At 62.5% G+C, this 26680-nt stretch carries 30 protein-coding genes; all 30 read right to left on the bottom strand.

Annotation, left to right across the window (positions count from 1 at the left end):
- Positions 1-15 precede the first annotated feature (15 nt).
- Positions 16-1926, bottom strand: a complete 1911-nt coding sequence (locus tag B5F94_RS01860) for an acyl-CoA dehydrogenase family protein (protein WP_087327122.1) — start codon at positions 1924-1926, stop codon at positions 16-18.
- A 188-nt stretch (positions 1927-2114) separates the two neighbouring features.
- Positions 2115-2411 (bottom strand): ArsR/SmtB family transcription factor, encoded by a 297-nt coding sequence (locus B5F94_RS01855; RefSeq protein ID WP_242965536.1) that lies wholly within the window; start codon positions 2409-2411, stop codon positions 2115-2117.
- Between the two features lie 4 nt (positions 2412-2415).
- Positions 2416-3036 (bottom strand): 4Fe-4S binding protein, encoded by a 621-nt coding sequence (locus B5F94_RS01850; protein WP_087327119.1) that lies wholly within the window; start codon positions 3034-3036, stop codon positions 2416-2418.
- Complete coding sequence (locus B5F94_RS01845; RefSeq protein WP_087327117.1) at positions 3033-3236, bottom strand: 4Fe-4S dicluster domain-containing protein; 204 nt, start codon at positions 3234-3236, stop codon at positions 3033-3035. Before B5F94_RS01845 ends, B5F94_RS01850 begins: the two co-directional genes overlap by 4 nt.
- Before the next feature lie 132 nt (positions 3237-3368).
- Positions 3369-4895 carry a DUF3794 and LysM peptidoglycan-binding domain-containing protein gene (locus B5F94_RS01840; RefSeq protein ID WP_087327114.1) on the bottom strand — a complete coding sequence of 509 codons (1527 nt, stop codon included), beginning with the start codon at positions 4893-4895 and terminating at the stop codon, positions 3369-3371.
- Between the two features lie 74 nt (positions 4896-4969).
- Positions 4970-5071, bottom strand: coding sequence for a stage V sporulation protein SpoVM (gene spoVM, locus B5F94_RS16095; RefSeq protein WP_140399822.1), 102 nt, complete (start codon positions 5069-5071; stop codon positions 4970-4972).
- 3 nt (positions 5072-5074) lie between these two features.
- Positions 5075-5239 carry a hypothetical protein gene (locus B5F94_RS16370; RefSeq protein WP_158098701.1) on the bottom strand — a complete coding sequence of 55 codons (165 nt, stop codon included), beginning with the start codon at positions 5237-5239 and terminating at the stop codon, positions 5075-5077.
- A gap of 129 nt (positions 5240-5368) precedes the next feature.
- Positions 5369-6019: a thiamine diphosphokinase gene (locus B5F94_RS01835; RefSeq protein WP_087327110.1), complete on the bottom strand. Its 651-nt coding sequence runs from the start codon at positions 6017-6019 to the stop codon at positions 5369-5371.
- A complete protein-coding gene (gene rsgA, locus B5F94_RS01830) occupies positions 6004-6885 on the bottom strand; it encodes a ribosome small subunit-dependent GTPase A (protein ID WP_087327106.1) in 882 nt (293 codons plus the stop codon). Before rsgA ends, B5F94_RS01835 begins: the two co-directional genes overlap by 16 nt.
- Before the next feature lies 1 nt (position 6886).
- Complete coding sequence (gene pknB / locus B5F94_RS01825; protein ID WP_087327102.1) at positions 6887-9010, bottom strand: Stk1 family PASTA domain-containing Ser/Thr kinase; 2124 nt, start codon at positions 9008-9010, stop codon at positions 6887-6889.
- A 17-nt stretch (positions 9011-9027) separates the two neighbouring features.
- The gene (locus B5F94_RS01820; protein WP_087327098.1) at positions 9028-9759 is read right to left on the bottom strand and encodes a Stp1/IreP family PP2C-type Ser/Thr phosphatase; all 732 of its coding nucleotides are present in this window, start codon (positions 9757-9759) and stop codon (positions 9028-9030) included.
- 85 nt (positions 9760-9844) lie between these two features.
- A complete protein-coding gene (rlmN, locus tag B5F94_RS01815) occupies positions 9845-10873 on the bottom strand; it encodes a 23S rRNA (adenine(2503)-C(2))-methyltransferase RlmN (protein ID WP_087187935.1) in 1029 nt (342 codons plus the stop codon).
- Entirely contained in the window at positions 10870-12180 is a 1311-nt protein-coding gene (gene rsmB / locus B5F94_RS01810) for a 16S rRNA (cytosine(967)-C(5))-methyltransferase RsmB (protein WP_087327096.1), read from the bottom strand. The genes rlmN and rsmB overlap by 4 nt, the downstream gene beginning before the upstream one ends.
- A gap of 3 nt (positions 12181-12183) precedes the next feature.
- Entirely contained in the window at positions 12184-12882 is a 699-nt protein-coding gene (locus tag B5F94_RS01805) for a zinc metallopeptidase (protein ID WP_087187933.1), read from the bottom strand.
- A 12-nt stretch (positions 12883-12894) separates the two neighbouring features.
- On the bottom strand, positions 12895-14142 hold the full coding sequence (locus B5F94_RS01800) for a glycosyltransferase family 39 protein (protein ID WP_087327092.1): 1248 nt from the start codon (positions 14140-14142) through the stop codon (positions 12895-12897).
- Entirely contained in the window at positions 14139-15089 is a 951-nt protein-coding gene (gene fmt, locus B5F94_RS01795) for a methionyl-tRNA formyltransferase (protein WP_087327089.1), read from the bottom strand. Before fmt ends, B5F94_RS01800 begins: the two co-directional genes overlap by 4 nt.
- Positions 15086-15580 (bottom strand): peptide deformylase, encoded by a 495-nt coding sequence (gene def / locus B5F94_RS01790; protein ID WP_087327086.1) that lies wholly within the window; start codon positions 15578-15580, stop codon positions 15086-15088. Before def ends, fmt begins: the two co-directional genes overlap by 4 nt.
- Positions 15581-15593: 13 nt before the next feature.
- A complete protein-coding gene (gene priA / locus B5F94_RS01785; RefSeq protein WP_242965535.1) occupies positions 15594-18059 on the bottom strand; it encodes a replication restart helicase PriA in 2466 nt (821 codons plus the stop codon).
- A gap of 87 nt (positions 18060-18146) precedes the next feature.
- Positions 18147-18347, bottom strand: coding sequence for a DNA-directed RNA polymerase subunit omega (rpoZ, locus tag B5F94_RS01780; RefSeq protein WP_087187928.1), 201 nt, complete (start codon positions 18345-18347; stop codon positions 18147-18149).
- A gap of 6 nt (positions 18348-18353) precedes the next feature.
- A complete protein-coding gene (gmk, locus tag B5F94_RS01775) occupies positions 18354-18962 on the bottom strand; it encodes a guanylate kinase (RefSeq protein WP_164496874.1) in 609 nt (202 codons plus the stop codon).
- Positions 18962-19231 (bottom strand): extracellular matrix/biofilm regulator RemA, encoded by a 270-nt coding sequence (locus B5F94_RS01770; protein ID WP_087187926.1) that lies wholly within the window; start codon positions 19229-19231, stop codon positions 18962-18964. The genes gmk and B5F94_RS01770 overlap by 1 nt, the downstream gene beginning before the upstream one ends.
- An 11-nt stretch (positions 19232-19242) precedes the next feature.
- Entirely contained in the window at positions 19243-20121 is an 879-nt protein-coding gene (locus B5F94_RS01765) for a YicC/YloC family endoribonuclease (RefSeq protein ID WP_087327078.1), read from the bottom strand.
- Positions 20122-20436: 315 nt separating this feature from the next.
- A complete protein-coding gene (locus B5F94_RS01760) occupies positions 20437-20976 on the bottom strand; it encodes a hypothetical protein (RefSeq protein ID WP_087187924.1) in 540 nt (179 codons plus the stop codon).
- Positions 20977-20979: 3 nt separating this feature from the next.
- Positions 20980-21573, bottom strand: coding sequence for a J domain-containing protein (locus B5F94_RS01755; RefSeq protein ID WP_087327075.1), 594 nt, complete (start codon positions 21571-21573; stop codon positions 20980-20982).
- Complete coding sequence (locus B5F94_RS01750; RefSeq protein ID WP_087327073.1) at positions 21570-22439, bottom strand: DUF5685 family protein; 870 nt, start codon at positions 22437-22439, stop codon at positions 21570-21572. Before B5F94_RS01750 ends, B5F94_RS01755 begins: the two co-directional genes overlap by 4 nt.
- A complete protein-coding gene (locus B5F94_RS01745; protein ID WP_087187921.1) occupies positions 22439-22867 on the bottom strand; it encodes a SoxR reducing system RseC family protein in 429 nt (142 codons plus the stop codon). The genes B5F94_RS01750 and B5F94_RS01745 overlap by 1 nt, the downstream gene beginning before the upstream one ends.
- 40 nt (positions 22868-22907) lie before the next feature.
- On the bottom strand, positions 22908-24152 hold the full coding sequence (locus tag B5F94_RS01740; protein WP_087327071.1) for a CdaR family protein: 1245 nt from the start codon (positions 24150-24152) through the stop codon (positions 22908-22910).
- Entirely contained in the window at positions 24133-25020 is an 888-nt protein-coding gene (gene cdaA, locus B5F94_RS01735) for a diadenylate cyclase CdaA (RefSeq protein ID WP_087187919.1), read from the bottom strand. The genes B5F94_RS01740 and cdaA overlap by 20 nt, the downstream gene beginning before the upstream one ends.
- 230 nt (positions 25021-25250) lie before the next feature.
- Positions 25251-26378 (bottom strand): aminotransferase class V-fold PLP-dependent enzyme, encoded by a 1128-nt coding sequence (locus tag B5F94_RS01730; protein WP_087327069.1) that lies wholly within the window; start codon positions 26376-26378, stop codon positions 25251-25253.
- Complete coding sequence (locus B5F94_RS01725) at positions 26375-26629, bottom strand: DUF3343 domain-containing protein (RefSeq protein ID WP_087327066.1); 255 nt, start codon at positions 26627-26629, stop codon at positions 26375-26377. The genes B5F94_RS01730 and B5F94_RS01725 overlap by 4 nt, the downstream gene beginning before the upstream one ends.
- Positions 26630-26680 lie beyond the last annotated feature (51 nt).

Here is a 26680-nt window from a genome sequence, read left to right as displayed (position 1 = left end):
GTCCCTCCTTCTTACTCAAGCTTCAATAAACATATCCTTGCCCTCGGCGCACTCGGGGCACACCCACTCCTCGGGCAGGTTCTCGAACAGGGTGCCGGGAGCCACCTCGGCGTCTGGGTCGCCCAGCTCGGGCACGTACTCGTAGCCGCAGCCACCGCAAACATACCGCTTGCCGATGGGCTCGGGCTTGGGAGGCGCGGGGCGCTTCATCTTCACCATGGGAGGCGCAGGCTGCTTCTCCCCGGTATCCAGGGCGGCGGCCAGCAGGGGCAGGATTTCGTTGACGTCCCCCACGATGCCATAGTCACAGTTCTTGAAGATGGGTGCGTTGCCGTTCTTGTTGATGGCCACGATGGTGGAGGCGTCCTTGATGCCCTTCAGGTGCTGGATGGCGCCCGAGATGCCGCAGGCGATGTACAGATTGCCCTTGAACTTCTGGCCGGACATACCCACATACCGGTCCAGGGGCACATACTTCAGGGTCTCGGCCACCGGGCGGGAGGAGCCAATGGCGGCGCCGGCAGCCTTGGCCAGATTCTCCACCAGCTTCATGTTCTTTTTGTCCCCGATGCCCTGACCGGCAGACACCACACGCTCGGCCTGGCTGATGGGGGTATCCATGGGGATGCCAACAGTAAAGTCGTGGCCGTCCTTCTTCAGATGTTCCACCAGAGCGTTGACCTGATCGGCAGCACTCCCCTCCTTCAGCAGAATGCGCTTGCGCACGCCGGTGACGGGAGCGGGCTTCTTGGGTCGGCTGGAGGAGCCGCCCTCGCTCTTGGGGGGCTTGCCCATGATAGCGGAGGAGATGACCACCCGCTGGATCTCGTTGGTGCCCTCGTAGATGGTGGTGATCTTGGCGTCCCGGTACATCCGCTCCACGTCCATACCCTTGAGGAAGCCGGTGCCGCCGAAGATCTGGACGGCGTCGTTGGTGACCTCCAGGGCGATGTCGGAGGCATACATCTTGGCCATGGCGGACTCGGTGCCGTAGGGCTCGTGGTGCTCCTTCAGGTCGGCGGCGGAGTAGACCAGCATACGGGCACAGCGGATTTTGGTTGCCATATCGGCCAGCTTGAAGCCGATGGACTGGTTGAAACCGATGGGCTTGCCGAACTGGACCCGCTCCTTGGCGTACTCCACGGCGGCCTCATAGGCCCCCTGGGCGATGCCCAGGGCCTGAGCCGCGATGCCGATACGTCCGCCGTCCAGGGTGGACATGGCGATCTTGAAGCCCTGGCCCTCCTTGCCCAGCAGGTTCTCCTTGGGTACCTTCACATCGTTGAAGATGAGCTCAGCGGTGGAGGAGGAACGAATGCCCATCTTGTCGTAGTGGTCACCGAAGGTGAAGCCCTCCCAGCCCTTCTCCACGATGAAGGCGGAGATGCCACGGGTGCCGATGTCGGGGGTGGTGACGGCGAAGACCACATAGGTGTCCGCCTTGGGCGCGTTGGTAATGAAGATCTTGCCGCCGTTGAGGAGCCAGTGGTCCCCCTTGTCCACGGCGGTGGTCTCAGTGCCGCCGGCATCCGAGCCGGCGTTGGGCTCGGTGAGGCCAAAGGCGCCGATCTTCTCGCCCTTTGCCAGGGGCACCAGGTACTTCTGCTTCTGCTCCTCAGTACCGTAGGCGAAGATGGGCCAGGAGCCCAGGGACACGTGGGCCGACAGGATGACGCCGGTGCCGCCGTCCACCCTGGACAGCTCCTCCACCGCGATCGCGTAGCTCAGGGCGTCCAGCCCGGCGCCGCCGTACTCCTTGGGATAGGGGATGCCCATGAGCCCCATCTCCCCCAGCTTCTTAATGGCCTCGTCAGGGAATTGGTTCTCCTTGTCCATCAGGAAGGCCTGAGGTTTCACCTCCGCCTCGGCGAAGGCCCGGATCTTGGCCCGCAGGGCTTCGTGTTGCTCCGTGGTCTTGAACAGCATGGTGTCGTCCTCCTTGTCTGTATTTAAAATCAATAATGAGAATCATTATTTTGTGAGACCATCCTAACACAGTGGAGTAAAGTATGTCAATAGGAATTATGGTATTTTAACAAAATATTTCCCATATGAGAAGCAGGAATTAGAAAAACAGACAGCGCGTCCCACATCAAATGGGACGCGCTGTCTGTTCATTGGGCACAATATTGTTCTTTGAGCACCGCCATCAGGGCCTGAAGGCGGCTGTCTTTGATGGAATAGGTAACGAACTGGCCGTGCTTCTCCGCCTGGACCAGCCCCCCGTCCTTCAGTTTATGCAGGTGCTGGGACAGGGCGGGGCCGGTGATGTTGGGCACGCTCTCCCCCAGCTCCCCCACTGTCCTGGGACCGTCCAGCAGGGCGCACAGGATGAGCAGCCGGTTCTCATTGGCCATCTGGGTCATCAGCGAAGCGATGGTTTGGGCCTTTTCCCGCAGTTGTTCGTCCATATGCTTACCTCCGGCAGCCGGAGCAGGAGGCGCAGCCCTCCGAAGGAGCCTTGCCTGCCCGCAGGGTGCAGATCAGCTGGGTCATGGTGCCCATGGGGCAGAACACGCACCAGGTCCGGGGCTTAAACAATACCATGACAATGAGGCCTATGAGGGTAGAGGTGAGCATGACGGAGTAGAATCCGAAGGCGAACTGGGCCACCCAGGGGGCAAAGAGGGTGCCGTGATAGGCCCAGTGCCAGGGCACCTGGAAGGTCCAGAACAGCTTGACGAACTCCCCGATGTCACGGGCTCCCACTCCTACCAGATAGGTGGTAAAGAGCATCTGGAAGAACATGAGGAAGAAAAAGATGAGAAAGCCATACCGAAAGGCTTTGGTCCGCATCCACCGGGGGGTGGATTTATTCCGGGACAGTTTCAGCCGCCCGCCCAGCAGGGACAGAAACTGGCCCCGGTCGCAGTAGCGGTTGCAGTACAGCTTGCTGCCGCCAAAGATGGCGATGAGCAGGGGCAGACAGAAGAAGATCATGCCCAGCCAGGCAAAGAGAATGTTGAAGAACCCCAGTCCCAGATAGATGGGGGTGACGATCCACAGATAGTCGTACCAGTGTTTTTTCTTGTTCATGCGCCCACCTCCCGGTCCCGCAGTTCAATGGTACCCGCCGGGCACTCTTTGGCGCACTTGCCGCAGCCCACGCACTTGTCCCGGTCCACCTGGGCGACTACCCCATACCAGATGGAGATGGCCGACAGGGGGCATACCTTTACACAGCAGCCGCAGGCTACACAGTGGTTCCCCACAGCCGCGTAACGCTTGGATGCCATAGATCGTCCTCCCATTTAATTAAGTAATTAAGCAATTGCTAATATAGCAGAATCTCAACCAAAATGCAAGAGGAAAACAATATCCTGCTCTCTCCATGAAAAATGGCCGCCAATGGCGGCCATTTTCTCAGCTTATCGTTTTCTTGGGATGAGCAGCAGCTGTCCATCGGGCAGCTCCTCCTCTTCCAGGGCATTGGCCTGCATCACGTCCCGGGCGGTGGTGCTATAGGCCTTGGCAATGTCCCACAGCCGCTCTCCCCCGCTCACCATCCGCAGCACGATGGAGGGCTGGCCGGCGTGGTCAATGGGGGCACTCTCGTCGAAGGACACGGCGCTGACGGCGGCAGCCTTGCTGCCGGTAAGGGCCAGCCAGGCAAAGCGCACCGGGAACCGGACCTCCGCGCCCCCGGAGGCAGGCGCCCCGTACACCGGGGCGGTACAGGCGCACCGGCAGGAGCACCGTGCCCCCTCGGGCAGGTCCACCGGGCAGGACACCGGGATAGTACGGGTAACGGCAGCCGTCTCCCCCGACTCGGTGCGGCAGAGCAGATGTACATTGGCCTGAGCGGTGAGGGATACCCGCTCCCCCTCCCGGTTTTGGGTCACGTCTCCCATGGTCACATAGGCGTCCAGCACATCCTGGGGGGCCACGCCGGTCTCCAGCAGCTCCCGGACGGCCACCTCCCGCTCTCCCCGGTCGGCCACCCGGCTCAGGTCCATGGTCCGGGTCTGGGCATCCAGCTGATAGAGGGTGGAGTACACGTCGGTGAGCAGCGTGAGGCTCCGCTCCTCCCGGATCACCGCCTGGGCCAGCAGGCCCATGGACACGCTGATGGTGCGCCCATCCCCGTCGTCCAGCTCACAGCTTAGATCGGTGAGAATCAGGCCCACCTGACACATGGCCTCCTCCCCGGCGCCGCTCACCTCCATCAGCTGGGAGATGGGCAGCTCGAACTCCCCGGTGCTCAGCCCGCCGTCGGCACAGCGGTAGAGCACCTGGAGCCGGGCGGAGCCCTTGAAAATCAGCTTGCTGCCGATGACTTTGGCCTCCCCGCACTCCAGGGATACCCGCCACTTCAGCAGTGCTTCCGCCTCGGGGCGGCTGCCCGCCAGGGTAAGCTCGTCGCTGAATGGGAAGGGTTTTTCCTGTACACACACTGTCACACAGGTGTCACAGCTCTGACTGAGCTGCTCCACCCCCGCCTGCTCCGGGTCCAGCACCGAGGCGGGAGCCCAGTCAGACACCGGTGCAAACACCTGTACGTCCACCACCAGGTCGGCCCGCACCAGCACCTTCCGGGGGTTGACCAGCCGGGCGTCCGCCCCCCGCAGCCGGGGATGGGCCACCACTTTGCAGCCGGGGGTGACGTCGGGGGAATCGGCGGTGCAGGTGAAAGGCAGATCCACCTCCAGCCGCCGCAGACCCACCTCCCCGTCGGGCTGGCAGAGCAGCAGGGCGTGGATGGTGCCGGACAGCTCCACCCGTCCCTCCATGGCCTCCTTCCTATGGAGGCACACCACACCTTCGGTGTCGCAGACCTCCAGCAGGTCCGGGCAGGCGTCGGGCACGATGCTCTCTACCGTCTCCTCCTGCGCCACGGCGGCGTCCAGCACCCCGCGAAATCCGTCCAGCGCCGTCCGTTCCAGTTCCAGTTCCATAGCGTTCCACTCCTTGTACGGGCCATTGCCCAGACTGATTGCTGCTAGGGCAATATATGTACAAGGGGGTCCGGCTATGACCGGCTTTCCGGCGCCAGGTCGGATTTTTTGATGCCGAATACCAGCCTCAGCAGGCTGCTGAGGGCTTTGGGGGACTTCACTACCACGATCTTCATACCTTATGCCTCCCTGTCAAGCCAATATCGTTTGAGCCAGCCAAAGCCCCGGCGGCCCATCCAGGCCCCGGCCACAAAGACCGCCAGAGTGCCCGGACGAAACAGCAGCACCGCGCCCGCGCCGCACAGCGCCGCCGCGGCAAGCGCCTTCTTGCCCTCCAACGTCAAAACAGCCGCCTCCCTTCACTGGTTCTGTCCCAGTATACGCGCAGGAAGGCGGTTGTGTTCATGCCCCAGGGGCGGACAACAAAACAGGGGGCGGCTTTTGCCGCCCCACATGAGGTATTCAGTATGCTTTTATGGTTCCCGCTGGCTGCGGATCACCAGCACTGCCCCCTCCTCCACAGAAATCTCCATCACCGGCGCGGCGGGTTCGTTGCTGACGGTCAAAGTGTCCCCCCGGGTGATGAGCGCACTCTCCAGGGGGTATTTTACCCCACGCAGGGTAACACCCTTTACAGCCTTGTCCAGGGGAATGATAGACAGATAGTGATAGTGGGGCGTATCTTCCAGCGTAAGGCCGCCGTTTTCCAGAAAACGCACCTCGTTGTCCCCGTCGGCCATGACGGCTTTCCCGCCCCGGCGGGCGATCCACTCCAGCAGCACCAGATTGGAGGCGGTGTGGTCCAGCCGCCCGCCGGTGCAGCCACACAGCAGCAGCTCTTTGCATCCCTGTTCCAAGGCCCAGTGGGCCGCCGCCTGGAGGTCGGTAAAGTCCTTCTCCACCGGCAGGGTGGCATAGGGCACGTCCCCGGCGGGGCCGCCGCCGGAGTCCCAGTCCCCGATGAGGTAGTCCGGTTTCAGCCCGGCGGCCAGAGCGGTTTGCAGCCCGCCGTCGGCGCAGATCACCGTCCAGTCCTTTCCCTCCAGATACGCCCCCAGAAAAGCCAGGTCGGCGCAGGGGGCTGCGCCGACGATGAGGGCCTGTTTGGTTATTTTCTCTGCCATTCCGGCACTTCCTTTGCCTGCTGGTACAGCCGCACATAGCTCTGGTGACGGCTGGCCGGGATCTCACCCGCTTTTACCGCCGCAAGGACTGCACAGCCTTTTTCCTTTACATGGGCGCAGCCGGTGAACCGGCACTGGTCCAGATAGGGGGCGAACTCCCGGAAGGTGTATTGCAGCTCCTCCGGCCGCCGCAGCTCCATCTCCTCGGTATCAAAGGAGGAGAAGCCGGGGGTATCGGCCACGATGGCCCCGCTGTCCAGCCGGAACAGCTCCACATGGCGGGTGGTGTGGCGGCCACGGCCCAGCTTGTCGGACACCTCGCCCACCCGAATATGGAAGTCGGGCTGGAGGGCGTTGAGAATGGAGGACTTGCCCACGCCGGAGTTTCCTGTAAAGGCAGAAACCTTTCCTGCGATTGCGGCAGAAAGGGCGTCGATGCCCTCCCCTGTCTCGGCACTCACCCGCAGGGTAGTGAAGCCCGCCCTGGTGTAGGTGTCGTAGAGGCTGTCCGCCCCGTCCAGGTCGCACTTGTTGAGGACGATGATGCTCTCGCAGTCCCGCCCCTCGGCGATGGACACCACCCGGTCGATGAGGAAGGGGTCGGTGACCGGAATGGCCCCGGAGGCCACCACCACCAGCTGGTCGATGTTGGCCACCGCCGGGCGCTGGAACTCATTTTTCCGGGGCAGAACGGCGTCCAGAATGCCGCTCTCCCCCTCCAGGCGGGTAAACTCCACCCGGTCCCCCACCAGGGGACTCACCTTCTGATGGCGGAATTTGCCCCGGCCCCGGCAGGCGGTGAGCCTGCCGGAGCCGTCGTCTACATAGTAGAAGCCGCTGAGGGCTTTTAAGATGATCCCTTCCATATCAGCCGAAGTCTTTGGGCTCGCTCAGGCTGAGCTGGCCGTCAAAGTAGACGCCGACGGTCTGGGTGCCGCTGCCCTTCAGGGGCACCGTCACCAGCTGCTGAACCGTATCCAGGGTCTTGCGGTACTGCTCCTGTCCGTCCACCGTGATCACCACCTCCACGCTGTCCCGATCCCGGGGCAGATTGACGGTGTAGGAGATGGTTTTCAGCTGGCTGCTGGGGGACTCGGTGGGCTGGTCGGTGGGCGGAGTGGACTCATTGGGATCGGTGCTGGGCTGGGTGGTGGGTTCGCCGGCGGAGGGGTCGGAACCCTTGCTCACCCGCAGGCGGATGGTCTGGCCCTTCTCCACCTGGGTATTAGGATCGATGCTCTGCCAGCATACCCGGCCTGCCTCCACGGAGTCGTCATATACCTCCTCCACGGAGACCATCAGCCCCAGCTTGTCGGCGGCATCCCGGGCTTCCTGCTCCGTCATGGTCACAAAGTTGATGACGGTGGCCGTTTCCTCGTCCGGGCCGGTGCTCACCACCAGGGTCACCTTGTCCACGCCCTCCAGGCTGGCGTCGGCCTTGGGATCGGTGGAGATGACGTAATCCTTGGTCACGTCCTCGCTGGCCTCCTCCTGGATCACCAGGTTGCCCTTCTCCTCGCTGTAGCCCAGGGCGTTAAGCTCGCTGATGGCGATCCGCTTGTCGCGGTCCACCAGGTTGGGCATGACGCCCTCCTCCAGCTCGTCGGAGTCGCTGCCGTTACTCAGATCCACGGTAATGGTAGCGCCCGCCTGGGCGTTACGGCCGCTCTCCGGGTCCTGAGATACGATTTGACCGGCAGGCAGACTGCTGTCCACCGTATTGCCGACCACGATATGGAAGCCAGCCTCCACCACGTCGGAGTGCTGCTCGGCCTCCTCCACGGTCATGCCAATGAGCTTGGGCACATTATACTGGGTGGAACCGCCGCCGCCCAGGCCATTGAAGAAGGAGAACCACAGGAACACACCCATGCCCACCAGGAACAGAGCCACCGCACCGATGGCCAGGAAGATGGGCAGACGGCTGTTGGCACCCCGGACCTCCTCATAGTCATCCTCGTACCGCTTATTTTTGGTACGGCTGCGGGGGTCCTCCTCCCGCCGGGGACCTCTGGACCGGGTCCAGGTATCCTCCTCATAGCGGTCGGCGTGGGCGGGCTGGGTCCGCACATTGCTGGGGGTATTGGCCCCCAGCACCTGGGTAGGCTCATCCCCTTCGGTGACCAGCAGATCCGCCGGGGTATAGTCAAAGTTGATGGAGGGATTCTTGCGGAACTCCTCCAGGTCGGCCAGCATGGCGTCGGCGGAGATATACCGCTGGTTCACGTCGGAGGCCATGGCCTTCATGGTGATGGCTTCCAGAGCCTCGGGGATCTCCGGATCGATCTCTCTGGGAGACAGGGGGATGGAATTGATGTGCTGAATGGCCACTGCCACAGGGGAATCTCCCTCATAGGGCAGGCGGCCGGTGATCATCTCATAGAGCACCACGCCGGCGGAGTAGATGTCGCTGCGGGCATCGATGTGGCTGCCCCGGGCCTGCTCGGGGGAGATATAGTGGACCGAGCCCAGGGCCTCCTGGGTCAGGGTAGCCTGTGCCGAGGAGGTGAGCCGGGCGATGCCGAAGTCGGCCACCTTCAGGGAACCGTCCCGCAGCACCATCACATTGTGGGGCTTGATGTCCCGGTGGATAATGCCCCGGCTGTGGGCGTGGGACAGGGCCTTCATGATCTGGGTGATGAAGTGAAGGGCCTCCCGCCAGGCCAGCTTGCCGCCCTTCTTCTGCATATACTGCTTGAGGGTGATGCCGTCCAGCAGTTCCATGACGATATAGTCCAGCTCGGGCGTGTGGGACACGTCGTACACCGCCATGATATTGGGATGGGACAGCATGGCAACGGCCTGAGACTCATCGTGGAAGCGGCGGCGGAACTCGGCGTCGGAGGCCAGCTCCTCCTTCAGGATCTTGATGGCCACCAGCCGGTTGAGCCGGTGATCCCGGCCCTTGTACACCACGGCCATGCCGCCGATGCCGATGCGCTCCAGAATTTCATATCGGTTGTCGAGTAATTTCCCTATGTACTGATCCATAGTTCATTACCCCCTTTTCAAAGGATCTGGAAGAGGACCGCCGTCACGTTGTCCGGCGCACCTCTTGAGATGGTGATGTCCAGCAGCCGCTGACAGCAGTCAGCCGGATCTCCCCCGTGGATGACCTCGTAGAGCAGCTCCTGGTCGGAGAGAATGTTGCTCAGCCCGTCGGAGCACAGCAGCAGGTAGTCTCCGCTGACCAGCTCCCGCTCATATAGGTCGGCCCGGATGCGCTCCTCCGCGCCCAGAGCCCGGGTGATCAGGTTCTTTCGGGGATGAGTGCGGGCCTGTTCCGGGGTGATATCTCCCCGGGCCACCATGTCCTCCACCACCGAGTGGTCCCGGGTGAGCCGGGTGATCCCCTCTTCGTTGATGTGGTAGGCCCGGCTGTCTCCGATGTTCAGCAGGTAGGCGGTGTTGTCCACCACCATCACCGCCACCATGGTGGTGCCCATACCGAAGCAGTCGGGATCGGAACTGGCCCGGCGGTATACCGCGCCGTTGGCCTCCTCCGCCGCACGGGCCAGCACCGCCGGCGGCGGGGTATCCGGCTCGCCCTGGGCGTGCTGGAGGGTATCCACGAAGGTCTCCACGGCAATGAGGCTGGCGATGTTGCCCGCCTTGGCGCCGCCCATACCGTCGCACACCACGCCTACGGCCAGGTGTTCCGACGGCACGTCTAAGTAATACCCGTCCTGATTCTGGGTACGCACCACGCCTTTATCGGTGATGCCCCACGCTTTGATCATAGTGAATCAGCCTCTTTTCCAGCCGGTCGGCCCTGCTGCCCGGGCCTGCGGCAAAACAATGGAACTGGCGTTTAGCCAGTGCAGCTTAATCATCGGTATGCAGCATGGCCTTCCTGCGGAGCTGACCACAGGAGGCGTCGATGTCCCCGCCCAGCTTGCGCCGCACCGTGGCAGTAATGCCGTGGGACTCCAGGCGCTTCTGGAACTGGGCCACCCGGCGGCTGGGCTTGAGAGGGCTCTCCGCCACATGGTTCAGGGGGATCAGGTTCACATGGCCCGGGGTGCCCTTCAGGTGACTGGCCAGCAGGTCAGCCTGCCAGTCGGAATCGTTCACCCCGTCCACCATGGCGTACTCATAGGAGATCCGCCGCCCGGTCTTTTCAAAATACCGGCGGCAGGTGTCAAAGAGCTTCTCCACGCCCACGCTTCTGTTCACCGGCATGAGCTTGCTGCGGGTCTCGTCGTCGGGGGCATGGAGGGATACCGATAGGGTTAATTGTAACTGATGTTCGGCCAGTTTGTCAATTTTTTCGACCAGACCGCAGGTGGACAGAGAGATGTGGCGCATTCCAATGTTGAGCCCGTCGGGGCTGTTGACCAGGGAGAGGAACCGCAGCACCGTATCGAAGTTGTCCAGGGGTTCACCGATGCCCATGAGCACAATATTGCTGATGGTGTGGCCGGAATCGATCTGCGTAAAGAGCACCTGGTCCAGCATCTCAGCAGGTGTCAAGTCTCTTACCTTGCCACCAAGAGTGGAGGCACAGAAGGCGCACCCCATGCGGCAGCCCACCTGAGAGGAGATACACACAGTATTCCCATGATGGTAGCGCATCAAAACGGTTTCAATGCAGTTTCCGTCGGATAAGCGCCATAAATATTTGATGGTGCCATCCAGAGCGGACACCTGCTTGCGCTCCACCTCCGGCGGACACAGGAGGCAGTCGGCCTTCAGCTTCTCCCGCAGGGCCTTGGACAGGTTGGTCATCTCATCGAAGGAGCGCACCCCCCGGTGGAGCCACTGAAAGACCTGCTTGGCCCGGAAGGCGGGCTCCCCCAACTCCTTCAAATAGGCGGTCATCTCCGCCAGATCCATAGATTTGATGTCAGTCATGCCTTCCTCCTCAGCTTGGCAAAGAAAAAGCCATCGGTGCCGTGGCGGTGGGGCCAGCAGGTCACCATGCCCTCCCTGGCGCCTTCAAAGTCGCCGGGCACCTGAAAACGCTCCAATGTAAAGTCTTTATGCTTGTCTAAAAATGCCCGCACTACGTCCTCATTCTCCCGCTCCAGCAGGGTGCAGGTGGCGTAGAGCAGCACACCGCCTGGACGGACGTAGCGGCACACATTGTCCAGAATGGCCTTCTGGACCCGGGGCAGCCCCTCCAGGGGCTTGGGGTCCTTATAGCGGATGTCCGGCTTCTTGCGGATGATACCCAGGCCGGAGCAGGGCACGTCGGCCAATACCAGGTCAAATCCGTCAAGGAATTCTTCTTTACACTCCCTGCCGTCCAGCACTTCCGCTGTAATACAGTCCAGGCCTAACCGCTTGGCCCCCGCCTGGATCAGGTCCATCTTATGTGGGTGGATGTCGCAGGATACCACCTTCCCCTCGCCCCACATGGCAATGGCGGCGGCAAAGGACTTGCCGCCGGGGGCGGCGCAGGCGTCCAGCACGTCCATGCCTTCTCTGGGGTCGGCGGCCAGCACCGCCAGCTTGGCGGCGGCGTCCTGAATGTAAAAGAGGCCATCCCGGAAGGCGGCCAGCTCCTCCAGGCTGCCGGTGTGGGACAGCAGCAGGCAGTTTGGCAGCCAGGGATGAGGCTGGACCTCCACTCCCTCCGCCCGGAGGGAATCGGTCACTTCTTCCACCGTGGCCTTGGTGGTGTTCACCTGGGCGCAGGTGGGCGGCTCCCCGTTGTTGGCCGCCATAAGGGCGGTGGCCTCCTCCCTGCCCAGCCGGCGGGTAAAGAGGTCGGCCAGCCACTGGGGATGGCTATACCGCACCGCCGGGTCCTCCGGCGGCTCCAGGCTGTCCTTCTGCCGCACCAGGGACCGAAGCACACCGTTCACCAGACCGGCGGACCGGGGATTCTTGGAGCCCTTCCGTGCCAGATCCACCGCCTCGCTGACGGCGGCGTGGTCGGGCACTCTGTCAAGGGATAACACTTGATAGGCCCCCAGCCGCAAGGCATTGCGGACGGCGGGCTCCATCTTTTCCAGCTTCACCGTGGACAGCTTGCCCAAGTAGTAGTCCAGCAGCAGCCTGTTCTGGAGCACACCAAAGCACAGCCGGGTGGTGAGGGCTGCGTCCCGGCTGTCCAGTCCGGCGGTACGCAGGATCTTCTTCAAAAAGCCGTCCGACCAGGCGCCCTGCTGTTCGCAGGCCACCAGGGCCCGGAGGGCCGCTTCTCTGGCAGTCATATGTCAATCCCTCCGGCGGCTGTTGAAAGCCAGGATATAGCGCAGCAGCTGGGCAATGGACACCAGCAGAGCGGCCACATAGGTCATGGCGGCAGCCCCAAGCACCTTCTTGGCCCCCCGCAGCTCCTGGTCGTCCAGCATATGGGTATCCTGCAAAGATTGGATGGCTCTGCGGGAGGCGTTGAACTCCACAGGCAGGGTGACCACCTGGAAGAAGGCGGCCACGGCAAAGAGCACCACACCCACGGCAAACAGGGGCCTGGAATACAGGACAAAGCCCAGGATAATGAGCAGGATGGAGATCTGGGAGCTGAAGTTACATACCGGGATGATGGCCCCTCTCAGTTTGATAGGACCGTACTCCTGGGCGTACTGGACGGCGTGGCCCGCCTCATGGGCGGCCACTCCCACCGAGGCGATGCTGGTGGAACCGTACACCGCGTCGGACAGGCGGATGGTATTGGTCCGGGGATCATAGTGGTCGGTAAGCTTACCGGACACCCGGGTGATGCGCACGCCGTACACCCCGTGGGCCTTCAGTACCTCCTCCGCAGCCTGTGCGCCGGTAAGGCCCCGGCGGCTGGCAATGCGGGAATAGCGGTTGAAGGTAGAGGACACGTTGATCTGGGCCAGCAGGGCGATGAGCATAGCTGGCACCAGAATGATCCAGTAATAGGTGTCAAAATAGTAGAAAAAGGGCATAATGACCTCCAGTCACATGACCTGGCCCCCGGTGAGGAACCAGAACAGATTGAGCAGGAATCCCGCCCCCATGGCGGTGGTGATCGCCGCTGTCAGCTTGGGTCTCCCCTCGGTGAGGGCGGCGGCGAACAGGAAGAACGGCAGGGCGCAGGACAGATAGCGTCCGGCGCTGAGCAGCCAGGACAAAGAGTAGTTGAGCACCAGGTACGCAAAGCCGTACAGAGTGTACATACCCCGGAACTTGTTCCGGGCCCATACCAGCAGGGCAAAAAACACCGGGAAGAGCACAATGGTGGGGATCCAAATCTGGTACCGCACCAGCTCCGTAGGGTAGCTCAGGGCGTTTTGCAGCACATACCACAGGGTATCGGCAATGGGACAGAAGCCCTGACTCCAGTGCTGCTGCATAACTGTAAAGGCAAATGGGTTGCCAGTTACAGACCAGTTGAGGGTCAAATAGATCAGGGTGCCCACAGCCGGCAGCAGTAGGGCAGGTAGCCTGCGGGCAATGGTTTTCCAATCAAAACGGCCCATATGCTCCACCAGCTCGGCCGCTGCCGCCCCAATGAGCAGGACGCCGTGCATCCTGGTCATGGCGGCCAACAGCCCCCATATCCCCGCCAGCCACCAGCGGTGGCGGCGGATGTACCACAGCCCTGCGGCGGTGGTAAGCAGGAACAAGCTCTCCGTCATAATGCCGCCGAAGAAGAACGCGTAGGGATACACCGACAGAAAGAGCACCGTCCGCCGGGCGCCTTCCCTGCCCAGCTCAAAGGCGGCCAGTTTGTAGAGAAAGACGCAGCCCGCCCCGTAACAGACAAAGGAAATCAGCAGCCCCGCCGCCATAGTATTGCCCGTGATAAGGGAAATCACCCGCATCAGCCAGGGATACAAGGGGAAAAACACCAGAAACAGATTTTTCCCGTCCTCCACATAGCCGGAATAGCCCAGCTCCGCCAGATTGACGTAGTGCAGGCCGTCCCATTTCTTCCAGATCCACAGGAAGGCGTCGGGACCGGAGCCGGGATAAAGCACGAAACAGGCCACCAACCCCACCAGCAGGAAGATCAAAATACGGAATCCAAATGTAACGGCAAATACCTTTACACATTCTCTACTGTCAGGCATATAGCCCTTGGCTGCAAGTCCTTTGGCGGCCAGAGGCACCGGCACACCGGCCCGGCCCAGCCACCGCAGCACCAGGTACAAACCCAGGGCGGCCACCACGCCGGTGACCGCCAGGGTCCAGATCAGGTTCATTTCCCCTGCTCCGGCAGGGACAGCACGGTCCCCACCGCAATGGGGTGACCCCGCAGGTAGTCGGCGGCCTTCATGCGTTTGCCGCCGTCGGGCTGGATCTCCTCCAGCCGCAGTACGGTGCCCTCCCCGCAGGCCACCGCCAGGCCATCCTTTCCGGCGGCCAGAACAGTGCCGGGAGCAGCGTTGGTGCGCCCCTCAGAAACGACAGTTTTAAATACTTTACACCGCTTGTCTCCCAAGGTAGCCACGGCGGCGGGCCAGGGAATCAGGCCCCGGACCTGGTCGTGGAGCTGACGGGCGGTGCGGGTGAAGTCCATGGGGGACAGTTCCCGGCTCAGCATGGGGGCCAGGGTGGCCTTGTCATGGTCCTGAGGGGTGCGGGTAGCAGTACCAGCGTCAATCTGAGCCACCGTCTCCACCAGCAGCTGGGCCCCCAGCACAGCCAGCCGGTCGTGGAGGGTCACCACCGTCTCATCGGGATCAATGGGAGTGGCAGCCTGGGAGATGATGTCCCCGGCATCCAGGTCGTGGGCCATGTGCATGATGGTCACGCCGGTCTCCTTATCCCCATTGAGCACCGCCCAGTTGATGGGAGCGGCGCCCCGGTAGTTGGGCAGCAGGGATGAATGGACGTTGATGCAGCCCTTGGGAGGCGCGGCCAGAATGTCGTCGGGCAGAATGCGGCCGTAGGCGGCCACCACGATGAGCTCGGGGGCCAGCTCCTGGATGAGAGCCAGGGCGGTGCCGTCCCGCAGCTTGGTGGGCTGATGCACCGGGATATCGTGGGCCAGAGCGCACTCCTTCACCGGCGGAGCCTGAAGCTTCATGCCCCGGTTCTTGGGCTTGTCGGGTTGGGTAAACACCCCGCAGATCTGGTGACCCGCCTGGATCAGGGCCTCCAGAGAGGGCACCGCGAAATCGGGCGTACCCATAAAGAGGATTCTCATGCGTCGTCCTCCTCCGCCATCAGCTCTTCCAGCTCCTCGCTGGTGTACAGGCGGCCTGCCAGCTCGGTAAACAGGTGGCCGTCCAGGTGGTCCAGTTCGTGGCAGAAGCAGCGGGCCACGATCTCCTCGCCCTCCACCTCAAAGAAGTTGCCGTTGCGGTCCTGAGCCCGCACCTTGGCCTTCATGGGACGCTTCACCACGCCCCAGCGGCCGGGAACGGACAGGCAGCCCTCAAAGCCCTCCTGCTCCCCTTCCCGGGCAATGATCTCCGGGTTGACCAGCTCCAGCATCTCATCGTTGGCATCCACCACGATGACCGCCCGGCGGAGGATGCCCACCTGGGGAGCAGCCAGTCCGGCGCCGTTGGCCTTGGCCAGCGTCTCCTTCATGTCGTCCAGCAGGTCGTGGAGCTTTTCATCAAACTGGGTCACAGGACGGCAGACCTTGTGCAGGGCGGGATCGCCGTCGGTGAGAATGGTACGCAGTGCCATAATGTTCTTCCTCCTAATCCAGTGGGTTCACGTCGGCGGTCACCGACACCCCTTTGTTTTCTTTATCGGTCTGGGCCGCCCGCAGCAGGGCGGCGATCATATCACGCACCGGCTTGGTGTTGGCGCAGGCCATGGTGAGCCGGTAGCGGTAGCGCTCGTTGATTTTGGCGATGGAAGCCGGGGCGGGACCCAGCAGCTGGACCTCCAATCCCTCATAGGCGGGCAGCCTCAGCCAGCCCTCCAAAGTACGCCGCAGCCGCATACAGGTCCGCAGCACCGCCGCCTCCAGCTTGCCTGAGGCGGTGAGCACGAAGAGATCCCGGAAGGGCGGGCAGCCCCGCAGACGCCGCAGGGCGATCTCCTGCTGATAGAAGCCGTCGTAGTCCTGGCGGGCGGCGCAGCGGATCACGTCGTTGTCGGGGGTATAGGTCTGGATGACGGCCCGTCCCCCCCGGGCTCCGCGGCCCGCTCTACCCACCACCTGGGTGAGCAGAGAGAAGGTGCGCTCACCCGCCCGGTAGTCGTCTACATACAGGGACTGGTCGGCGTTGATGACGCCCACCAGAGTCACGTTGGGAAAGTCCAGACCCTTGGCCACCATCTGGGTGCCCAGCAGCACCGGGATGTTCTCCCCTTCAAACCGGGCGAACAGCTTCTCGTGGCTGTGGGTGGCCGAGATGGAGTCGGCGTCCATCCGCAGCACCTCCCGGCCGGGCAGAGCCTCGGTCAGCTCCTCCTCCAACTTCTGAGTGCCAGCCCCGATGAAGTTCAGGGTACCGCCGCAGGACGGACAGGCAGGGGGTAAAGGCTGGGAGTGACCGCAGTAGTGGCACATGAGCCGCCCGTTGGCCGAGTGGTAAGTGAGGTGGACGGAGCACCGGGGGCAGGTGGGTACCTCGCCGCACTCCCCGCAGCTCACCATCCGACTGGCACCCCGGCGGTTGAGCAGTAAAATGGCCTGCTCCCCCCGCTCAGCAGTATCTGCCAGGGCCCGGGTAAGCACGCCGCTCAGGTCAGTACCGTTGCCGGAGCGCAGCTCCCCCTTCATATCCACGATCTCTACCGGGGGCAGAGGCCGCTGATTGTACCGCTGTTTCAGGGTAAACAGCTGGTAGGCGCCCTGCCGGGCCTGGTACATGGTCTCAATGGACGGGGTGGCCGAGGCCAGCAGCAGCAGAGCCTTGTGCTGGACACAGCGGAACTTGGCCACGTCCCGGGCGTGGTACTTGGGCACGTTTTCCGACTGATAGGTCCCCTCCTGCTCCTCATCCAACACAATGAGGCCCAGGCCCTTCAGGGGAGCAAAGACAGCGGAGCGGGTACCGATGACCACCCGGGCCTCCCCCGCCTTGATGCGCTTCCACTCGTCGTACCGCTCCCCCGCTCTCAGGGAGGAGTGCAGCACGGCGATTTGCTCCCCGAAGTGGGAGGAGAACAGCCGCATCAGCTGAGGAGTCAGGGAGATCTCGGGCACCAGCACCAGAGCGGTTCTCCCCCGCCGCAGGGTTTCATAGATCAATTTCAGGTATACTTGGGTCTTGCCGCTGCCGGTGACGCCGTAGAGCAGCGCGGCGGCGGCCTTATTTCCGGCAGCCAAAGCGTTAAGGCCGTCAAAGGCGGCCTGCTGCTCGCCGTTGAGTACCGGCTCGGCCAGCTGCTCCACGCCCTCCACCTGTACCCGACGGTAGACCTCCCGCTTTCCCAGGGTGATCACCCCGCTTTTGGCCAGGGCGCGGAGGGTGGACGAGCTGGCCCCAGTGAAGTAGCACAGCTCCTTGGTGGAAGCTTCGCCGATGACACACAGCAGCTCCACCACCGCATATTGCAGCGGGGCGGTTCGCCGCCGTGCGGCAGCCTGATCCAGGGCCTCCTGGGCGGGCATAGCCAGGGACGCCACCTGTTCGGTCTTGTCTCCCACGCCCCGGGCGGCACTGGTCTCCAGGGTGATGATCCCCTTGTCCCGCAGCAGCTTAAGGGCGGGATTGGGGTCTTTGGTGCCGAAGGCCTCCCGAATGGCGGTCACATCGGCGCAGCCGCCGTTTGCAAAGAGCAGCTCCACCACCTGCCGGGCGTGGTCCGACTTGCCGGCGGCCTCAAAGGCCGCCTCCCGGTCCACCCCCTCGGCCACCTTCCACTGGTCCTGGAGTGCATAGTACAGCCCTGCCGGCAGCATGGCCCGGGCGGCGTCGTACACAGTGCAGAACCACCGTTCTCGCATCCACAGGGCCAGCTTGATGGCCTCACCGTCCAGCACCGGGCTGTCATCCAGCACGGTGAGCACCGGCTTTAAGGACACGCCTGCCGGGCCCTGGGCCTCCAGGGCCAGTACAATGCCCTCAGTGCGGCGGTTGCCCGCGCCGAAGGGCACAATGACCCGCATCCCAGGCCGCAGAGTAACAGTTAGCTCGGCAGGCACGGCGTAGTCGTAGGGCTTGTCGATGGCGTAGGTGGCAGCCTTGAGGGCGATTTTCGCTACCATGTCCATCTCCTTCCCATTTCCCCTAAGGACAGCCCGAGGCAAGCGACAGGCCGGAAAGTCTGTCGCTTGCCTCTCATTCCTCTCATATCAGGCCTCTTCCTGGTTCAGCTCCACCTTACCCTCGGCCACCTCACGGATGGCGATGGTGACAGGCTTATCGTCCAGAGAGATGCCGGCGTCCTCCGCCTCGGTGGCCACCTGACGGGCCCGCTGGGCCACCACGTTCACCAGCATATAGCGGCTGGGCACCTGCTCCAGCAGTTTGTTCATAGGGGGTTCGAGCATCATATTCGATCAGACTCCTTCTACCAGATTCATGCGGTTTTTGGTGCGGCATCCCTCGGCGGTGAGGATGGAGATGATCTCCTCCGCCGCGTCGGACACCTTGTCATTGACCACCAGATAGTCGTAATTGGGGATCTCCCGGTATTCCTCCCGGGCCTTCTGGAGCCGGCCCTGGATGACCTCCTCGCTGTCGGTGGCCCGGCGGTGCAGCCGGCGGGACAACTCCTCAAAGGAGGGGGGTACGATGAAGATACACACCGCGTCGGGGCACTTGGCACGCACCTTGGCGGCGCCCTGGACCTCGATGTCCAGCAACACGTCGATACCGGCATCCAGCTTCTCCCGGATCACCCGCAGAGAAGTGCCGTAGTAATTATGGACATATTCGGCGTATTCCAACAGCTCGTCGTTGGCGATCATCCGCTCAAATTCCTCGCGGGCGACGAAGTTGTAGTTCACTCCGTTCTCCTCGCCCACCCGGGGCTGCCGGGTGGTGAAGGACACGGAAAAATGGATGTCCTTGCGTTCGCTGAGCAGCTCGGCGATCACGGTGCTCTTTCCGACTCCCGAGGGGCCGGACAGCACGATGAGCGTGCCCCGTTCCTTTTTCTTTCCCATCAAGGCGCTTCTTCCTCCTCTGCGGCTTCTGTCTCTTTTCCGCCCAGTCGGCCTGCCACCGTCTCCGGCTGGAGGGCCGAGAGCACGATGTGGTCGCTGTCCATGATGAGCACCGCCCGGGTACGCCGTCCATAAGTGGCGTCGATCAGGTTGCCCTTATCCCGGGCCTCCTGCACCATACGCTTGATGGGGGCGGATTCCGGACTGACGATGGCGATAAGCCGCCCCGCCGATACCATGTTGCCAAAGCCGATGTTGATCAGTTTCATGGGGCCGCTCCTTACTCGATGTTCTGGATCTGTTCCCGGATCTTCTCGATCTCGGCCTTGATATCCACCACATAGCCGGCGGTCTCAATATCACTGCACTTGGAGCCAATGGTGTTGGCCTCCCGGTTGAACTCCTGAATCAAAAAGTCCAGCTTGCGGCCGATGGCGCCGCCCTGGCTCAGCATATGGTCCAGCTGGGATAGATGGCTGCGCAGGCGGACAGTCTCCTCGTCTACCGCCACCTTGTCGGCATAGATGGCCGCCTCGGTGAGAATGCGGCTCTCGTCGATCTGAGTGTTCTGGAGCACCTCGTTCATCCGGGCCACCAGCTTGGCCCGGTAGTCGGCCACGATGCCGGGAGAGCGGGTTTCCACCTTGGACACCAGGCCCTCGATGGTGGCCGCCCGGGACCGGATGTCCTGGCACAGCTTCTCCCCTTCCCGAGTCCGCATGGCGTCAAAGTCATCCAGCGCCAGATCCAGCACCGTACAGATATCGGCAGACAGGGCCTCCAGGTCCTCCTGGGTCTTTTCCACCAGGAACACGTCCTGGAACCGTGAGAGCAGGGATACAGAGATGTCGTCCCGCAGGCCATAGGTATCCCGCAGGTCCTTGAGGGCGGCATAATAGCCGTCGGCCACAGGCTTGTTCACCGAAATGGCCACGTCGCCATTGGCGGAGGGGCCGATGGTGATATACACGTCCACCTTGCCCCGGGAAATCCGGCTCTGCACCCGGCTCTTCACCGCGTCCTCGGCAAACACATAGATGCGGGGCAGCTTGACGGTGCAGTCCAGATAGCGGTTGTTCACCGAGCGCAGCTCCACCGTGATGGGACGGCCGTTCAGGTTGGCCTCTCCCCGACCGTAGCCGGTCATACTCTTGACCAAATGGGGTTCCCCCTGTTCGTATGAAAGTATTTAATCCTATTTATTATAATGTCTGCTGAATAAACCGAAAATCGGTTTATTCCCGCGGCAGTAGCCGCGCAATTCCATAAAAACGGCTCAAGGGAGCCGCTTTTATGGAATTCAGCCATTGTTATAATGCGTATTTCCACTGGTGCGTCTCAACGCACCAGTGGAAGGCGCAAGGTTTTTGGACAACTTCGTCCAAAAACCTTGCACCTGAACAAAGCTATTTGGCCTTGAAAGCTTTAGCTTTCAAGACTTCCAGCTTTGTTCATTACGTATTATTATATCAGACTACCGATTCTTCCGCAAGCCCCTGTCCACCCGGGCCACATAGAAGGCAATGAGCTTGGAAAAGCCGATGTCATAGATGACAAAGCCGATGTTGCCGGCAGCAAAGACCATCCAGCTCTGGCTGAGGGCGGCGGGCAAAAAGGGCAGAAAGAGTGCCTTCAGCCCGAACCACAGCACCGCCAGGGCGATGTTGCAGCAAACCAGCTTGCCCACCCATTCCAGTACCCGGCTGGGCAGCCGCTCCAGCAAGCTTTTCACCATGGGCCACAATCCGAAGAAGATCAAGTAGAGCAGCGCCACACTCTTGCTGGGGATAAGAAGCAAACCCAGAATACCGGTGGCGCCGTAGCAGAAAAACCCAGCGGCCAGGCTGGCGGACACCACCGCCCCTGCCGGAAACACCCCCGCCACCGCCACCAGCGCCAGCTTGCCGCTGGGGGCCAGAAAGGCCAGGTAGAGGGAGATGAGGGACAAGCCGGTGAGCAGGCCCACCAGCGCTGTCCGGCCCGCGCCGCCGCGATAAGAACCACGCCCTGCCATGGCTCAGTTCCCGCAGCCGCCGCACAGGCAGTTGAGACACATACAGGCGGTACACATATCGCAGGCGTCGGGGCCGCCGCCGTAGCCGTAGGGCCGGTAGGCCTGGCCGCCCTGACGCATCATCATCAGGGCCTGACGGTATTCGGCGTTGGAGGGGTCCATGTTGCAGGCCATCTGGATGTGCTGGGTGGCCTCGTCCAGCCAGCCCTTCCGGTAGGCCAGAGAGCCGGTGAGGAAGTGCCACTCGGCATCCTGGTTGGGGGCGGAGCGGAGCAGCTGCTCGGCCCGGCTCAGATCCCCCATATTGATGGCCTGGCGGACCTGGTTGTACAGGCTGGAGCCCTGGGAGGAGGAGCCGTAGGACTGCTGATAGCCGCCCTGATAGCTTCCACCCTGGTGGCCGCCGCCGGAGCGCATCTTGGTGATGGCGTCGTAGGCCTCGTTGATCTCCTTCATCTTCTCCTCCGCCAGATCGGCCAGAGGGTTGTTCTGATAGTTGTCGGGATGGTACTTCCGGGCCAGTTCCCGGTACGCCCGCTTGATCTCGTCGTCGCTGGCGTCGGGCTTTACACCCAATACGCTGTAAGGATCGCTCATGTATGTTTTCTCCTGTCTGTATGATTGGCGGCCTTCCATTGGCCGGTAAAAACCAGTTCTTCCACGGCGGGCAGGCCCAGATAGAGGATATTCTCCACCGTCTCCTGCCAGTGGCCCAGCTCCAGCAGGGCCATGGCGGACCGGGCCAGATTGAGAGAGTGACGCAGAGTGGTGCGCATGGTCTCCCGTCCCTCCTCCGGCCTGCCGTCAAAGCGGGTCAGGATGGGATTGTAGGAGCCGGTACGCTTGTCCTCCTCCAGATCGTCCCAGGCGTCCACCAGGTAGATCCACCGTCCGATGTGGTAGAGCAGCTGTTCCATGGCCCGGTCCCGTGCCCGGTCCCCTGAGGGGGGCGCGGCAGCGGTGAGCAGCCGGGCAAAGGTGTCCGCCGTCCGGTCGATGGAGGAACACTTCTCCCCTTCCAGCGCCTGCAGCTCCGTCAGACATTGGCGCACCTGGCCGTCAAAATCAGGCCGGGCGACGGCAGCCTTCCGGTAGCCACGGCGGAGCATTCGAGAGAGCAGCCGGGCAGTCAGCCCCTTCCAGAACCCGCTGTCGTCCACCGTATCCCGCAGCTTCCAGTAGCTGAGGATGGTACCGGCATCGGCGGCTGCGTCCACTCCGTCAGAGAGGACGCAGTTCTTTTTCCTGCACCACAGCCGGGCGGGACATCGCCTGGAGGCAGGCTCCGGCTTGGCCCCGTCCAGCAGCATGGCCAGGAAGGTGAAGTCGTAGTTGAGGAACATCCGGGCCAGAAAGCCGTGGCGCTTGCCCAGGGCGTGGCATACCCCGCAGTAGAGGGCCTCATAGTCCCGGTTCTGGCGCACCTTCAGTTCGTCCCGCCAGGGACGCACATAGCCGAACATCAGTCAGCGGGGTTGATGGCGGTGATGCAGAAGGTAATGGAGCGGTTGCGGCGGACCTGCCGGTCCAGCAGCACCGCCAGCAGCACGCCCAGGGCAAAGCCGATGCCGCCCACCGCGGCGCTGATGCCGCTGCTCAGCTGAAAGGCAGCGCAGATGAAGTAGCCCAGGAAAAACAGGATAAAAGGCACCAGATAGACCACCACAGCCGCCTTCAGAATGCCGCCGGTGGAGGACTCCACCCGCACCATGTCGCCGGGCATGGCCCGCACCGGGTTGGCCGCCATGACGGCCACGGTGGAGCTGACCATCAGCTCGCTGCATCCGCCGCCGCACTTGGAGCAGTCGTGGCCGCAGGCGGACTGACGCTTCACCGCCACCTCCGCCCGGCCATCGGGAAATACTTTGGTTACTTTTGCAGTTTGAATCATGGGATCACCTTGGTTTTTCTCTTTATTCTGTGACAGGAATCTAGGTCAGAGACACGGATATGGCGTATTCGCCCACCACGCCCACGCTGCTGCTGCCGTCCAGATAGACCTTGACCGGGACAGTGCGGCTGCCGGTGGAGGGATCGGTGTTGGACAGGTCGGCTACGATCCGAAGCTGGGACTCGGTGATCTCATTGACCTCCTCCTCCGGGCCCCGGATGAGGACGCTGCACGACTTGGTGATGGCCTCCGCCTCATAGCCCTCGGGCGTGTTGATGATCTCGATGTTGTCCACCTTCATGGTGCGGGTAGCCAGGCCCTGAATGGTCACCGTCACATTCACTTCGGTAATGCCGCTGACGTTGGTCAGCTCCGGGGAGAGCTCAATCTCCTTGGTAAACACATTGGTGCCGTATACGTCGGCCAGTTTGATATCACCCAGGGAGATTTCCTTCAGGCCCTCCACATCAGCCTGATCGCCGGACACCATGATGGTGTCGGTGGGGCTGAAGGTCACCTTGGCGTCGGCCGCCGTAGCGCCGCCGCCCTCGATGAGGTTGACGGTGAGGGGTACCTCCTTGAGCACCTCTACCGGCAGGGTCACCAGAACGGTCTGGGGATCGGCCTTGATATTGATGCCTGTGACAGGATTGCCGTTGGAATCGATGAGGGTCACCGGACACTGCTCGCTGTAGGTGCTGGTCAGGTCCTGCTGAGCCACGGTCACCTGGGCATACTGCACCTCGTTGACCAGCTCCTCCTGGCCGCTGATGGTAATGGTCTCCGGAGTGATGGAGAACTCGCCCCGCTGATAGCCCTCAGCCACACTGCCCTCAAAGACCGCCTGTACCGGCACATCCTTTTCCGTCCAGCGGGACACGGTAAAGTCCACAGTGGAGGGGCTTGTATACCGCAGATCGATGGCGTCGGTGGAGGTGATGGACCGGGGATAGTTGATGATACGGGTGGTGATGGGAATGGATTGCTCACCCGGTTCGGTAATACCGGACACATCGATATTCACCGTCACATCCCCCTGGGACAGGCGGTTGAACACCTCCCGGCGGGCCTGGATGTTGAGGCTCACCGTCTGATCGGCTCCCTGGGAGATCATCAGGCCCCGCTCTTCCAGCACGTCCAGGCCGCTGAATACCACCTGTACGTTGCGGACGGTACCGGTGGTCAGGGGGTTGGCCTCCTTGCCCACATAGATCCAAAGGGCAAAGGCCAGCAGCAGGGAGACCAGAATATAGAACCACTTGGAATCAGTGATCTTTCTCACCATTCAGCTTCTCCCCCTTTCCGCCCCGGAACAGCGACATGAATTTGAACTTGGACGGAGCTTCGGTCTGTTCCTGCTCGGGCATAAGCTCATTGCGGAGCAGCCGTTCCAGGGTTTCGGGGGCCAGATGCCGCTTGAGCATCCCGCCCACCGCCACCGAGATGGAGCCGGTCTCCTCCGACACGATGGCCACCACCGCGTCGGTGTGCTCGCTGGCGCCGATGCCCGCCCGGTGGCGCATACCCAGCTCCCGGGACAGATTCACGTTGCCCGACATGGGGAGCATACAGCCCGCGCCCACGATCCGGCCGCCCCGGACGATGACGGCGCCGTCATGGAGGGGGGCCTTGTTCCAGAAGATGTTTTTCAGAAGCTCGGCGCTCACCGAGCAGTCCAGGGCAGTGCCTGTCTTGATGGCATCATCCAGCATATTCTTCCGCTCAAACACCATCAGCGCGCCGGTCTTGGACTTGGACAGAGAGGCGTAGGCCTCCACCGTCTGGGTGATGGCCCCATCCAGCTCGTTGCGTTCCTCAGCGTGGGTAAAAACCTGGCCCAGGCTGGTACGGCCCATCTGCTCCAGGAAGCGGCGGATCTCCGGTTGGAAAATGACCACCAGAGCCACAACGCCCCATTCCACCACCCTGCCCAGCAGGAAATTAACGGTGTTAAGCTGAAGCAGGCTGGAGGCCCACAGGGCCACAATGAGCACCAAAATGCCCTTTGCCACCGCCCCGGAGCTGGTGCGGCGGATGAGCATAATGAGCTTATAGATGATAAACGCCATAATCAGGATGTCGATGATATCGAAGATCCCGATGGGGGTCACCATCCCTTTGAGCTGCTGCAGCAGATATAAAATGCCTTCCATACTCCCACGTCTCCCGCTCTCCGGCGGCGCCGGTCATTGCTCCCTGGCCGGTCCTGTTGAACCGACCTACTTTAACCAATTTATTATACTGTATTCCCCTGTGATTGACAAGGGTAAGCAAGATCAATTTTCTGTGAATTCCGCTCACCGTTCCCTCAGATCCGACGGGGTCCGACGCTTTCCTGGCAGCAAAAAACCCTCCGGGCCGAGGGCCTTGGAGGGCATTTCGCTCAGCGGGAGGACCGGACCAGCCGGGAGACCTCCCACACAAACCGGTCCACCTCCGCCGGGGTATTGAAGTCGGAGACACTGGCCCGGACGGTGCCCACCTCCAGAGTGCCGGCGTTTTCGTGGGCCAGGGGGGCGCAGTGGAGCCCCGCCCGCAGGGCGATGCCCCGGCGGCTCAGGGACTCCCCCACCGCCTCACAGTCCATCCCCTCCACCTGGAAGGAGAGCACGCCGCTCTGACAGGCCGGGTCCCGTGCCTGAAAGGCTTTTACATGGGGCAGCCGGGCCAGCCCCTGGGCTGCCCGTCGGATGAGAGCTCCCTCTCTCCTGCCGATAGTCTCTGGCGTGCGGGCAGTCACATAGCGCAGCCCCGCCAGCAGTCCGGAAATGCCGGGCATATTGTGGGTCCCCGCCTCCAGCCGGTCAGGCAAATAATCTGGCATGGTCTGGAGGGCGGAGTCACTGCCGGTACCACCCTGGATCAGAGGGACCGCCTCCCCGGCGCAGAGGAGCAGCCCGGTCCCCTGGGGCCCGTACAGCCCCTTGTGGCCGGGCATGGCGATGAAGGCTGCCCCCAGCTTCTCCTGCCGCACCGGCAGACAGCCGGCGGACTGGGAGGCGTCCACAATAAGAGGTACCCTTCGCCGGCGGCACAGGGCGGCGATCTCCTCCATGGGCAAGATAAAACCGAACACATTGGAGACGTGGGTACACACCACCGCTTTCGGATTCGCTTCCAGACCCGCCTCAAAGGCATCCAGCAGTCCCTGCCGGTCAAACAGAGGGGCTTTGGCTACCATGATCTCCGCCCCCAGGGCGTGGAGCGGCCGGGTGACGGCATTGTGCTCCCAGGGGGAGATGAGTACCCGGTCCCCCGGCTTCACTAAGGAACGGATGGCGATGTTCAGGCCGTGGGTGGCGTTGAAGGTAAACACCACCTGCTCGGGGCTTTCCATGCCGAAGAGATCGGCCGCCGCCTGACGGCAGGCAAAGGCGGTCTCCGCCGCCCGTCGGGCGGGCAGATGGCCGCCCCGGCCGGGGCTGGCCAGATTTCCCACCGCCCAGGCCGCCGCCCGGGCCACAGCGGGGGGCTTTTGCAGGGTGGTGGCGGCGCTGTCCAGATAGATCACAGCCCCACCTCCCGGTAGCCGCCGTCCTCCGCCTGGAGGAAGATCCGCCTGGGTGTGAGATCCGCCCGGTTGAGGATCACCAGGGCGGCGGTGAGGTTCCGCTCGGCCACCTTCACCGAGTGGCTGCACCCCTCCCGGTCGATGAGTTTTGGGGATCGAAGAATGCGGGCCGTGATCCCCGCCCGCTCCAGCGCGGCGGCTGTCCGCTGGGCATAGGTCAGGGAGCGGCAGACAATGAGATAATAGACCATAAAAAACGCTCCTCTCGCACCAGCATATGTGCAAGAGGAGCAAAGGGTGAA

Origin of the sequence: Flavonifractor sp. An4 (genome assembly GCF_002161755.1) — a bacterium.
GTDB lineage: Bacteria > Bacillota > Clostridia > Oscillospirales > Oscillospiraceae > Flavonifractor > Flavonifractor avicola.
This window is presented reverse-complemented; position numbering and strand designations above follow the sequence as displayed.

Coding starts and splice junctions, on each gene's coding strand:
- B5F94_RS01725 (WP_087327066.1), bottom strand. CDS start 26,629: ATGGTCTATTATCTCATTGTCTGCCGCTCCCTGACCTATGCCCAGCGG.
- rsmB (WP_087327096.1), bottom strand. CDS start 12,180: ATGACTGCCAGAGAAGCGGCCCTCCGGGCCCTGGTGGCCTGCGAACAG.
- B5F94_RS01850 (WP_087327119.1), bottom strand. CDS start 3,036: ATGAACAAGAAAAAACACTGGTACGACTATCTGTGGATCGTCACCCCC.
- B5F94_RS01760 (WP_087187924.1), bottom strand. CDS start 20,976: ATGGCAGGGCGTGGTTCTTATCGCGGCGGCGCGGGCCGGACAGCGCTG.
- B5F94_RS01740 (WP_087327071.1), bottom strand. CDS start 24,152: ATGGTGAGAAAGATCACTGATTCCAAGTGGTTCTATATTCTGGTCTCC.
- B5F94_RS01800 (WP_087327092.1), bottom strand. CDS start 14,142: ATGAACCTGATCTGGACCCTGGCGGTCACCGGCGTGGTGGCCGCCCTG.
- B5F94_RS01805 (WP_087187933.1), bottom strand. CDS start 12,882: ATGCCCTTTTTCTACTATTTTGACACCTATTACTGGATCATTCTGGTG.
- B5F94_RS01835 (WP_087327110.1), bottom strand. CDS start 6,019: ATGGCAGAGAAAATAACCAAACAGGCCCTCATCGTCGGCGCAGCCCCC.
- rpoZ (WP_087187928.1), bottom strand. CDS start 18,347: ATGATGCTCGAACCCCCTATGAACAAACTGCTGGAGCAGGTGCCCAGC.
- pknB (WP_087327102.1), bottom strand. CDS start 9,010: ATGGATCAGTACATAGGGAAATTACTCGACAACCGATATGAAATTCTG.
- B5F94_RS01755 (WP_087327075.1), bottom strand. CDS start 21,573: ATGAGCGATCCTTACAGCGTATTGGGTGTAAAGCCCGACGCCAGCGAC.
- priA (WP_242965535.1), bottom strand. CDS start 18,059: ATGGTAGCGAAAATCGCCCTCAAGGCTGCCACCTACGCCATCGACAAG.
- B5F94_RS01860 (WP_087327122.1), bottom strand. CDS start 1,926: ATGCTGTTCAAGACCACGGAGCAACACGAAGCCCTGCGGGCCAAGATC.
- rlmN (WP_087187935.1), bottom strand. CDS start 10,873: ATGACTGACATCAAATCTATGGATCTGGCGGAGATGACCGCCTATTTG.
- B5F94_RS01750 (WP_087327073.1), bottom strand. CDS start 22,439: ATGTTCGGCTATGTGCGTCCCTGGCGGGACGAACTGAAGGTGCGCCAG.
- def (WP_087327086.1), bottom strand. CDS start 15,580: ATGGCACTGCGTACCATTCTCACCGACGGCGATCCCGCCCTGCACAAG.
- rsgA (WP_087327106.1), bottom strand. CDS start 6,885: ATGGAAGGGATCATCTTAAAAGCCCTCAGCGGCTTCTACTATGTAGAC.
- cdaA (WP_087187919.1), bottom strand. CDS start 25,020: ATGGAAGGCATTTTATATCTGCTGCAGCAGCTCAAAGGGATGGTGACC.
- B5F94_RS01745 (WP_087187921.1), bottom strand. CDS start 22,867: ATGATTCAAACTGCAAAAGTAACCAAAGTATTTCCCGATGGCCGGGCG.
- B5F94_RS01820 (WP_087327098.1), bottom strand. CDS start 9,759: ATGATCAAAGCGTGGGGCATCACCGATAAAGGCGTGGTGCGTACCCAG.
- gmk (WP_164496874.1), bottom strand. CDS start 18,962: ATGGGAAAGAAAAAGGAACGGGGCACGCTCATCGTGCTGTCCGGCCCC.
- B5F94_RS01840 (WP_087327114.1), bottom strand. CDS start 4,895: ATGGAACTGGAACTGGAACGGACGGCGCTGGACGGATTTCGCGGGGTG.
- B5F94_RS01845 (WP_087327117.1), bottom strand. CDS start 3,236: ATGGCATCCAAGCGTTACGCGGCTGTGGGGAACCACTGTGTAGCCTGC.
- B5F94_RS01855 (WP_242965536.1), bottom strand. CDS start 2,411: ATGGACGAACAACTGCGGGAAAAGGCCCAAACCATCGCTTCGCTGATG.
- B5F94_RS01770 (WP_087187926.1), bottom strand. CDS start 19,231: ATGAAACTGATCAACATCGGCTTTGGCAACATGGTATCGGCGGGGCGG.
- fmt (WP_087327089.1), bottom strand. CDS start 15,089: ATGAGAATCCTCTTTATGGGTACGCCCGATTTCGCGGTGCCCTCTCTG.
- spoVM (WP_140399822.1), bottom strand. CDS start 5,071: ATGAAGATCGTGGTAGTGAAGTCCCCCAAAGCCCTCAGCAGCCTGCTG.